The organism is Bradyrhizobium sp. 62 (assembly GCF_023073035.1).
Taxonomy (GTDB): Bacteria; Pseudomonadota; Alphaproteobacteria; order Rhizobiales; family Xanthobacteraceae; genus Bradyrhizobium.
This window is the reverse complement of the sequence record NZ_JADPIT010000019.1, coordinates 107257-113482: the sequence shown is the minus strand read 5'-3', so window position 1 is coordinate 113482 and position 6226 is coordinate 107257. Positions and strand designations below refer to the sequence as shown.

At 65.0% G+C, this 6226-nt stretch carries 7 protein-coding genes; 6 read left to right on the top strand and 1 reads right to left on the bottom strand.

What is annotated here, in order from left to right:
- The first annotated feature begins 139 nt into the window (after positions 1-139).
- The 4 genes from IVB47_RS22190 to IVB47_RS22175 all read left to right on the top strand — a co-directional run bounded on the left by IVB47_RS22190 (position 140) and on the right by IVB47_RS22175 (position 3792).
- Entirely contained in the window at positions 140-334 is a 195-nt protein-coding gene (locus IVB47_RS22190) for a hypothetical protein (protein ID WP_027570000.1), read from the top strand.
- A gap of 24 nt (positions 335-358) precedes the next feature.
- Positions 359-949 (top strand): SCO family protein, encoded by a 591-nt coding sequence (locus IVB47_RS22185; RefSeq protein ID WP_247283115.1) that lies wholly within the window; start codon positions 359-361, stop codon positions 947-949.
- Between the two features lie 92 nt (positions 950-1041).
- Entirely contained in the window at positions 1042-1977 is a 936-nt protein-coding gene (locus tag IVB47_RS22180; protein WP_027570002.1) for a transporter substrate-binding domain-containing protein, read from the top strand.
- Between the two features lie 171 nt (positions 1978-2148).
- Positions 2149-3792, top strand: a complete 1644-nt coding sequence (locus tag IVB47_RS22175; protein ID WP_027570003.1) for a lysine--tRNA ligase — start codon at positions 2149-2151, stop codon at positions 3790-3792.
- 127 nt (positions 3793-3919) lie between these two features.
- Here IVB47_RS22175 and IVB47_RS22170 read toward each other — a convergent pair whose 3' ends face one another.
- Entirely contained in the window at positions 3920-4573 is a 654-nt protein-coding gene (locus IVB47_RS22170; protein ID WP_247464279.1) for a helix-turn-helix transcriptional regulator, read from the bottom strand.
- A gap of 204 nt (positions 4574-4777) precedes the next feature.
- On the opposite strand from IVB47_RS22170, the gene IVB47_RS22165 reads away from it, so the two are divergent.
- Positions 4778-5122, top strand: a complete 345-nt coding sequence (locus IVB47_RS22165) for a DUF952 domain-containing protein (RefSeq protein ID WP_247405932.1) — start codon at positions 4778-4780, stop codon at positions 5120-5122.
- On the top strand, positions 5119-6216 hold the full coding sequence (locus IVB47_RS22160) for a quinone-dependent dihydroorotate dehydrogenase (protein ID WP_247283123.1): 1098 nt from the start codon (positions 5119-5121) through the stop codon (positions 6214-6216). The genes IVB47_RS22165 and IVB47_RS22160 overlap by 4 nt, the downstream gene beginning before the upstream one ends.
- The last annotated feature ends 10 nt before the right edge of the window (positions 6217-6226 follow it).

Below are 6226 nucleotides of genomic sequence, written 5' to 3'. Positions count from 1 at the left end.
CGCGCAGGCGGGACAAGCCCGGGCATGATGGAGATCCTCCGCCCCAATTGATCTCCGACCCGCCGGCTGCGCTTGCCCGGTCCCGTCCCAGCGCCTATTTGAAAGGCAGGGAATTCCGGCCTTCACCCCGATCGTTGTCATGGCTCAACCACTGCACCCCGCACATCCTGTATCGGACAATTCGCCCACTGCCGGCCGGATGCCGTTCGTGCTGCTGTTGGCGGGTGCTGGCGTCGGCGGCCTGGTCGTGCTCGGCGTGCTCGCGCTCTGGTTCCACTACGGCAGCCAGGTGTTCTTCGAAATGATCAGGACCGGTTTCGCCGCCTGCTTCTGACCCGCGACAGGAAGTTTTCCGCCCATGAGCTCCGCCGCCCGTCCGCTGGTGATCGCGACCGCCTTCGCCGCAAGCCTCATCCTCGGGCTGCTGATCGTATTCTGGGCCATGGGTGGGGTCAGCAAGGTGGCGCAGCCGGCCGCGATCGGCGGCCCGTTCCAGCTCACTGACCAGAACGGCAAGGCCGTCACCGACAAGAACCTCAAGGGCAAGCCGACCCTGATCTTCTTCGGCTACACCCATTGCCCCGACGTCTGCCCGACCTCGCTGTTCGAGATCTCGGAAGTGCTGCGCGCGTTGGGCAAGGACGCCGACAAGGTCAATGCTGTCTTCATCTCGGTCGATCCCGAGCGCGATACGCCGGCGGCGATGAAGGATTATCTGTCGAGCTTCGACCCGCACCTCGAGGGCCTCAGCGGCGATCCTGCCGAGACCGCCAAGGTGATCACCTCCTACCGGGTCTACGCCAAGAAGGTCCCGACCAAGGACGGCGACTACACCATGGACCACACCGCGCTGATCTATCTGATGGACCGCGACGGCCGCTTCGTCTCGCCATTCAACCTGAAGCGCACGCCTGAAGAGGCCGCGGTGGACTTGAAGCGGTATCTGTAGGCTTCCCTATTGGCCGCAATCCGCGCTCGCGTTCCCGGCCGGATGGGCTATAAGGCCCTCCGATCCCAACGAAATTCGTTCATTTTCAGCCGATGGCCCCATCGCAACAGGCGAAATCGTCCAAATCCGCCCGTGGCTTGCTGACCGGGCTGGTCGTCGGCGTCTGCCTGCTCGCTGCTGCGCCGCGCGCGCAGGCGCAGGCCCCGGCCAAGCAGCCCCCAACGGCGCCGCAAGCCTCACCCCAGGTCGCGCCGCAAGCCGCCCCGCAGGCCGTGCCGGGCTTTTGGGACCCGCGGCGGCGGCCGGAGCGGCCGGATTTGTCGCGCCTGACCGTGATCCGCTTCCTGACCGAGACTGATTATCCGCCCTTCAACTATACCGGCGCCGACGGCAATCCGGCCGGCTTCAACGTCGACTTCGCCCGCGCGCTGTGCGAGGAGATCAAGGTCACCTGCACGGTGCAGATGCGCCGCTTCGAGACGCTGGTCGATGCGCTCGCCTCCAACCGGGGCGACGCCATCATCGCCTCGATGGCGGTGAGCCCGCAGCTCCGCGCCCGGGTCGATTTCACCGACCCCTATTACCGCGTGCCGGCGCGCTTCGCCTCGCGCAAGGACGCGGTGATGCCGGAGATCCGTCCCGAATATCTCGAGGGCAAGAAGGTCGGCGTCATCGCCGGCTCCGCGCATGAAGCCTATCTCAAGGCGATGTTCACCGACGCCGAGCTGCACCCCTATCCCAACGACGATGCCATGCGCGGCGCCTTGCGCAAGGGCGAGGTCGATTTCATCTTCGGCGACGCCATCGCGCTCGCGTTCTGGATCAACGGCACCGATTCCGGCGATTGCTGTGCCTTCTCCGGCGGTCCCTTCGTCGAAAGCCGCTTCTTCGGCGAAGGCATCGGCATCGCCGTGCGCAAGGGCAACGACGTGCTGCGCCAGGCCCTGAACTGGGCGATGTTCCGCGTATGGGAAAAGGGCCGCTACACGGATCTGTGGCTGCGGTACTTCTCGGTGAGCCCGTTTTAGCTTCGCTGTCTGCTCTGCCGTCATTGCGAGGAGCCCTTGCGATGAAGCAATCCAGGCTGTTTCCGCAGTGGATTGCTTCGCTTGGCTCGCAATGACGGCGCGGTGGCAGTACCCCGCAAAATTGCATTCTGCCTGGAAATCGCTATTTTCCGCGCCCCGGAGGCCCCTTAGATGTCCGTTATCGATCTTGCCGCGAACCCGAGCGATCTGCGTGCGCTCGCCGAACAATCCAACGCCTGGCCATTCGAGCAGGCGAAGGCCATTGTCGCGCGGCTGAAGAAAAGCCCGAAGGACGAGGTGCTGTTCGAGACCGGCTACGGGCCATCAGGCCTGCCGCATATCGGCACCTTCGGCGAGGTCGCGCGCACCTCGATGGTGCGGCACGCTTTTCATGTGCTGACCGAAAACAAGATCAAGACCCGCCTGCTCGCGTTCTCCGATGACATGGACGGGTTTCGGAAAGTGCCCGACAACGTCCCCAACAAGGAGATGCTGGCGGCGCATCTCGGCAAGCCGCTGACCCGCGTGCCGGATCCGTTCTCCAACGAATATCCGTCGTTCGGGCACCACAACAATGCGCGGCTGCGCGCCTTCCTCGATCATTTCGGCTTCGACTACGAATTCGCGAGCTCGACCGACTATTATACGTCCGGCCGTTTCGACGCGACGCTGCTCAAGATGTTAGCTGCCTACGACAAGGTGATGGCGATCATCCTGCCGACGCTCGGACCCGACCGCCGCGCGACCTATTCGCCGTTCCTCCCCATCAGCAAGACCACGGGTGTCGTGCTGCAGGTGCCGATGATCCGCCGCGACGTTGCGGCCGGCACGGTGACCTATCTCGATCCCGATACCAACCAGGAGGTCGAGACACCGGTCACCGGCGGCAACGTCAAGTGCCAGTGGAAGGCCGACTGGGCGATGCGCTGGGTCGCGCTCGGCGTCGATTACGAGATGGCCGGCAAGGATTTGATCGACTCGGTCAAACTCTCCGGCGCGATCGCGAGGGCGCTCGGCGCCACGCCGCCGGAGGGCTTCAACTACGAGCTCTTCCTCGACGACAAGGGCCAGAAGATTTCGAAGTCGAAGGGCAACGGCCTCACCATCGACGAATGGCTGCGCTACGCCTCGCCGGAATCGCTGTCGCTGTTCATGTATCGCGAGCCGAAGGCGGCCAAGCGGCTGTATTTCGACGTCATCCCGCGCAACGTCGACGACTACCAGCAGTTCATCGACGGCTTTGCGAAGCAGGACGCCAAGCAGCAGCTCGGCAATCCGGTCTGGCATGTCCACAGCGGCCATCCGCCGAAGTTCGATATGCCCGTCACGTTCCAGCTCTTGCTGACGCTGGTGTCGTCGTCGAACGCGGAGAATGCCGAGACGCTGTGGGGTTTCATTGGCCGCTATCGGCCCGGCGTGAGCCCGCAGACGCATCCCAAGCTCGATGCGATGGTCGGCTATGCCATCAACTATTATCGCGACTTCGTCGCGCCGACAAAGACGTTCCGCGAACCGACCGAGACCGAGCGCGCGGCGCTGCAGGATTTGCGGGATGCATTATCGCAGCTTCCGCAGGACGCCTCGGCCGAGGACATCCAGAACGTCGTCTACGAGATCGGCCGCCGCGAGCCGTTCCTCGACCAGGTCAAGAAGGGCAAGGACGGCCGTCCCGGCGTGACACTCGACTGGTTCAACATGCTCTACCAGGTGCTGCTCGGCCAAGAGAAGGGTCCGCGCTTCGGCTCCTTCGTCGCGGTGTATGGCGTGCAGAACGCGGTGAACATGATTGACGGCGCGCTGGCGCGGAGTGCGTGAGTCCAGCACTCACCGTCATCGTCCGCGAAGGCGGACGATCCAGTATTCCAGAGACCGCCGTGCTGAACCGAGACGCCGCGGCGTACTGGATTCCCCGCTTTCGCGGGGAATGACAGCGGAGCACCCCTCACTGGCTCGCCCACACAATCCTTGCGATCCACGCAACCTCGCTCGCTGCCATCGTCCGCTCGGGCTGTGGCGGATCGAGCGGCTGCAAATCCAGAACCTTTGCTGTGCGGCGCTTCAGCGTTGCCACCGTGACCTCGCCCGCTTTGGTCTTCACCACCACGCGATCGCCTTTGCGGACCGGTGTGCCGGGTGAGACCAGGATGACGTCGCCGTCGCGATAGGCGGGCTGTAGCGCTTCGCCGGAAATCTGCAGCGCGAAGCTGTGGCTGTCTTCGGCGGTGGGAAGCGCAAACTCGGTCCAGCTCTTGCCGATGGGAAAGCCGGACTCGTCGAAGGCGCCGCTCGCGCCGGCCAGCGCGAAGCCGAGCAGCGGCACCGAGCGGCCGCCGCCTGCCTCGTCGGCGACCAGCCTTGCAAAAGTGTCGATCGAGGAATCTGCCGCCGCCAGCGCTTTCGCGATCGATTCGGTCGAGGGCCAGCGCTCGCGGCCGTCGGAGGTGACGCGCTTGGACTTGTTGAAGGTGGTGGGATCGAGCCCGGCGCGCTTGGCAAGGCCCGACGGTGACAGGCCGGCACGCTCCGCCAGCCGATCCAGCGCGCCCCAGATCTGGTCGTGAGAGAGCATCCTCTGCGCTTTGGCCTGTCTGACCATGGAAGGTCCAGCCCGTCGCAACTCAGGAAAACTATCCTCAAATCAATCGGTTTTCCGTTTTCGGTGCAAGAGGCGGCGTCTAAGTCTTGAGTTCGGCAAGGGTGGCCTTTACGGTCCCGCCCGGGATTTAACGACCCACGAGAGACGAAAATCCCCAGGAGACTCAAAGAGCTGTCTCCACGGGCAAACAGGACTGCGTAAGCGGTGGTCAAGATCTACAAAATCTGTCCGGCCTCGGCCTGGCGTGAGGCGGAACGGCAGGGTGTCTACCGCGGCAGCGCGGACGATTCGCGCGACGGATTCATCCATTTCTCGACCGCATCCCAGGTTCCCGAGACCCTGCAGAAGCATTATGTCGGGCAGCGCGCGCTGTTCCTGGTCGAGGTCGACGGCGATGCGCTCGGCAGCGCATTGCGCTGGGAGCGTTCGCGCAATGAGGAGCTGTTTCCGCATCTCTATGGCGAGCTCGATCTCGGCGCTGTGATGGCCGTGATGAACCTCAACACGCGCTCCGACGGCGGCCACGACGTTCCGGAGCTTGCCCCGTGATCCGCGCTTTCGACGCTCTCTCGCTGCCGGTGTTGCGTTGGCTCGATCCGGAGGATGCGCATCGCCTCGCGATCCAGGGCCTGCGCTTCCTGCCGCCGGGCAAGCCGCAGGCTGACGATCCCAAGCTCGCGGTGCGTGCCTTCGGGCTCAACTTCCCCAATCCGATCGGCATGGCCGCGGGCTTCGACAAGAGCGCCGAAGTGCCGGATGCGCTGCTGCGGCTCGGCTTCGGCTTCGTCGAGATCGGCTCGGTGACGCCGAAACCGCAAAGCGGCAATCCGCGGCCGCGGCTGTTTCGTCTGGAGCGCGACGAGGCCGTGATCAACCGCATGGGCTTCAACAATGACGGCGCGGAGACCGCCCTGCGCCGGCTCGCGGCGCGCGCGCAGCACGGCGGCATCGTCGGCGTCAATGTCGGCGCCAACAAGGATTCGCCCGATCGCGTCAATGACTACGTCAAGCTGATCGAGACCTTTGCGCCGGTCGCGAGCTATTTCACCGTCAACGTCTCCTCGCCGAACACGCCGGGCCTGCGCAATCTGCAGGAAGGCGCGCTGCTCGACGATCTCCTCGCCAGGGTGATCGACGCGCGCCAGCGGGTGCGCGAGAGCGCCGGCGACACGCCGGTGCTGCTCAAGATCGCGCCGGATCTGAGCCTCGCCCAGCTCGACGACGTCGTGCAGGTCGCGCGCTCGCGCCGGGTCGACGGCATGATCGTGTCGAACACCACCATCGCGCGGCCGAGCACGCTGCGCGAGGAGATGCGCGCCAAGGAGCAGGGCGGCCTGTCAGGCCGGCCGCTGTTCCGGCTGTCGACGCGGATGGTCGCCGAGACCTATGTGCGCGTCGAGGGCGCATTCCCCCTGATCGGCGTCGGCGGCGTGGATTCGGGCGGCGCCGCGCTGACGAAAATCCGCGCCGGCGCGAGCCTGATCCAGCTCTATTCGTCGCTGGTCTACAAGGGCCTCGGCCTCGTCGACGAGATCAAGCGCGACCTCACCTCAACCCTATTGCGCACCGGGCGGGATTCTCTCTCCGAGATCGTCGGCTCCGACGCCGCCACGTTGACGGCGGAAACCTGGCCGGGGATGTAGCTCTTCGCGG

Bases quoted from the DNA above. Each gene is read 5' to 3' on its own strand.
- IVB47_RS22190 (WP_027570000.1), top strand. From the start codon at position 140: ATGGCTCAACCACTGCACCCCGCACATCCTGTATCGGACAATTCGCCC.
- IVB47_RS22185 (WP_247283115.1), top strand. From the start codon at position 359: ATGAGCTCCGCCGCCCGTCCGCTGGTGATCGCGACCGCCTTCGCCGCA.
- IVB47_RS22180 (WP_027570002.1), top strand. From the start codon at position 1,042: ATGGCCCCATCGCAACAGGCGAAATCGTCCAAATCCGCCCGTGGCTTG.
- IVB47_RS22175 (WP_027570003.1), top strand. From the start codon at position 2,149: ATGTCCGTTATCGATCTTGCCGCGAACCCGAGCGATCTGCGTGCGCTC.
- IVB47_RS22170 (WP_247464279.1), bottom strand. From the start codon at position 4,573: ATGGTCAGACAGGCCAAAGCGCAGAGGATGCTCTCTCACGACCAGATC.